Raw genomic sequence first — 2,457 nt, 5'->3', positions numbered from 1 at the left:
GCTGGCCTGCTTTTAGGGTTTTGTAACCGTCCATCTGGATAGCCGAGTAGTGGGCGAACAGGTCCTCATCTCGGCCGTCGGCCAGGATAAATCCGTAGCCCTTGGCGTTGTTGAACCACTTGACCTTACCGCTAAGCATGCTGTTATCCCTCTGCAAATACACCCACCACTGGGGTATTATCCGTTACGACTCCGCGCCTAAAACGCCGCTTTGGTATGCGCGCGGACCCTGATACCCTCGATTGGGTATTCACTGTTTGTAACACTGATTTACTGATAGTCAAGGCGACGGCACGACCGTCTGCGAAGTCGGTCAAAAACTGGCTGTCGTCCCACTCCTACAATGACGAACATTTCTTTCCCCATGCGTGTAAGTAGCCAGATTCGACTAACATTCAATCAGGATCATCCCGAGCCGCATGAGGATGACGCCTCTGGCTTGGCCTTGCAGGAAGCCAAGCCGGCATTGCAGGCGCCACCGATGTATAAGGTGGTTTTGTTCAACGATGACTACACACCGATGGATTTCGTTGTCGAAATACTCGAGGTGTTTTTCAGCCTGAATCGAGAAGTAGCAACAAAGATCATGCTGACCGTTCATACAGAGGGACGGGCAGTGTGCGGCGTGTTCACCCGCGATGTTGCGGAGACCAAGGCAACTCAGGTCAACCAATACGCGAGAGAAAGCCAACACCCGCTACTCTGTGAGATAGAGAAAGACGGTTAATTGCGACTGCTTGGTTATGAGGTGAAGCTATGTTGAATCGAGAGCTCGAAGTCACCCTCAATCTGGCCTTCAAGGAGGCCCGCACCAAGCGTCATGAGTTCATGACGGTTGAGCACCTTCTGCTGGCCTTGTTGGATAACGAGGCTGCCGCCTCGGTCCTGCGCGCCTGCGGCGCTAATCTGGACAAGCTACGCAATGATCTTCAGGAGTTTATTGACTCCACTACGCCCCTGATCCCTCAACACGACGAAGAGCGCGAAACTCAGCCAACCCTGGGCTTCCAGCGTGTGTTGCAGCGCGCGGTATTCCACGTGCAGAGTTCGGGCAAGCGTGAAGTCACCGGTGCCAACGTATTGGTGGCCATTTTCAGTGAGCAGGAAAGCCAAGCGGTATTTCTGCTCAAACAACAAAGTGTCGCGCGTATCGATGTGGTCAACTTCATCGCGCACGGCATTTCTAAAGTTCCAGGGCACGCCGATCACACCGACAGCGATCAGGAAATGCAAGACGAAGAGGGTGGCGAATCTTCCTCGTCGAGCAATCCGCTGGATGCCTACGCCAGCAACCTTAATGAGGCGGCCCGCTTGGGTCGTATCGATCCGCTGGTAGGGCGTGAAAGCGAAGTTGAGCGTGTGGCGCAAATTCTCGCCCGTCGCCGTAAGAACAATCCGTTGCTGGTGGGAGAGGCAGGTGTCGGTAAAACCGCCATCGCCGAAGGCCTGGCTAAACGCATTGTCGACGGTCAGGTGCCGGATCTGCTGTCTGACAGCGTGGTTTATTCCCTGGATCTTGGTGCGCTGCTAGCCGGTACCAAATACCGCGGCGATTTTGAGAAGCGTCTGAAGGCCTTGCTCAACGAGTTACGCAAACGCCCGCACGCCATTTTGTTTATCGACGAAATCCACACCATTATTGGTGCCGGTGCAGCGTCGGGCGGCGTAATGGATGCCTCTAATCTGCTCAAGCCAATGCTGTCGTCCGGAGAAATCCGCTGCATCGGTTCGACTACCTTTCAAGAATTCCGCGGCATTTTCGAGAAGGATCGAGCTCTGGCTCGGCGCTTCCAGAAAGTCGATGTGGTTGAGCCGTCGGTGGAAGACACCATTGGCATCTTGCGTGGCTTGAAAGGCCGCTTTGAGCAGCATCACGGTCTGGAGTACAGCGACGAGTCGCTGCGTGCCGCCGCTGAGCTCGCCTCGCGCTATATCAATGATCGCCATATGCCTGATAAGGCTATCGACGTTATCGACGAAGCGGGCGCTTACCAGCGTCTACAGCCGGTCGAAAAGCGTGTGGCGCGTATTGAGGTAGAGCATGTCGAGGACATCGTGGCGAAAATCGCGCGTATTCCCCCGAAACATGTCTCCAGTTCTGACAAAGAGCTGCTGCGTAACCTTGAACGTGATTTGAAACTGACCGTGTTTGGTCAGGACGCAGCGATTGACTCGCTGTCTACCGCGATCAAACTGTCCCGAGCTGGGCTTAAATCGCCCGATAAGCCGGTCGGTTCCTTCCTGTTCGCCGGACCTACCGGTGTGGGTAAAACCGAAGCGGCGCGGCAGTTGGCTAAGGCGATGGGTATTGAGTTGGTGCGGTTCGACATGTCCGAGTATATGGAGCGCCATACCGTTTCCCGTTTGATCGGCGCGCCTCCAGGCTATGTCGGTTTTGACCAGGGCGGTTTGCTCACCGAAGCCATCACCAAGATGCCGCATTGCGTATTGCTGCTG

At 55.1% G+C, this 2,457-nt stretch carries 3 protein-coding genes; 2 read left to right on the top strand and 1 reads right to left on the bottom strand.

Features of this window, described 5'->3' with window-relative positions; translation table 11 throughout:
- The coding region (locus tag AAAB16_RS06845; RefSeq protein ID WP_340662662.1) for a cold shock domain-containing protein at window positions 1-139 on the bottom strand (139 nt) is incomplete at its 3' end.
- Window positions 140-364: 225 nt separating this feature from the next.
- Between AAAB16_RS06845 and clpS the strand changes: the two genes are divergently transcribed.
- The gene (gene clpS / locus AAAB16_RS06840) at window positions 365-727 is read left to right on the top strand and encodes an ATP-dependent Clp protease adapter ClpS (RefSeq protein WP_110614431.1); all 363 of its coding nucleotides are present in this window, start codon (window positions 365-367) and stop codon (window positions 725-727) included.
- 29 nt (window positions 728-756) lie between these two features.
- Window positions 757-2,457: AAA family ATPase (locus AAAB16_RS06835; protein WP_340662661.1), on the top strand; the 1,701-nt coding region annotated here is incomplete at its 3' end.

Origin of the sequence: Pseudomonas sp. (assembly GCF_037994325.1) — a bacterium.
In the GTDB taxonomy this organism is placed as follows: domain Bacteria; phylum Pseudomonadota; class Gammaproteobacteria; order Pseudomonadales; family Pseudomonadaceae; genus Aquipseudomonas.
This window is presented reverse-complemented; position numbering and strand designations above follow the sequence as displayed.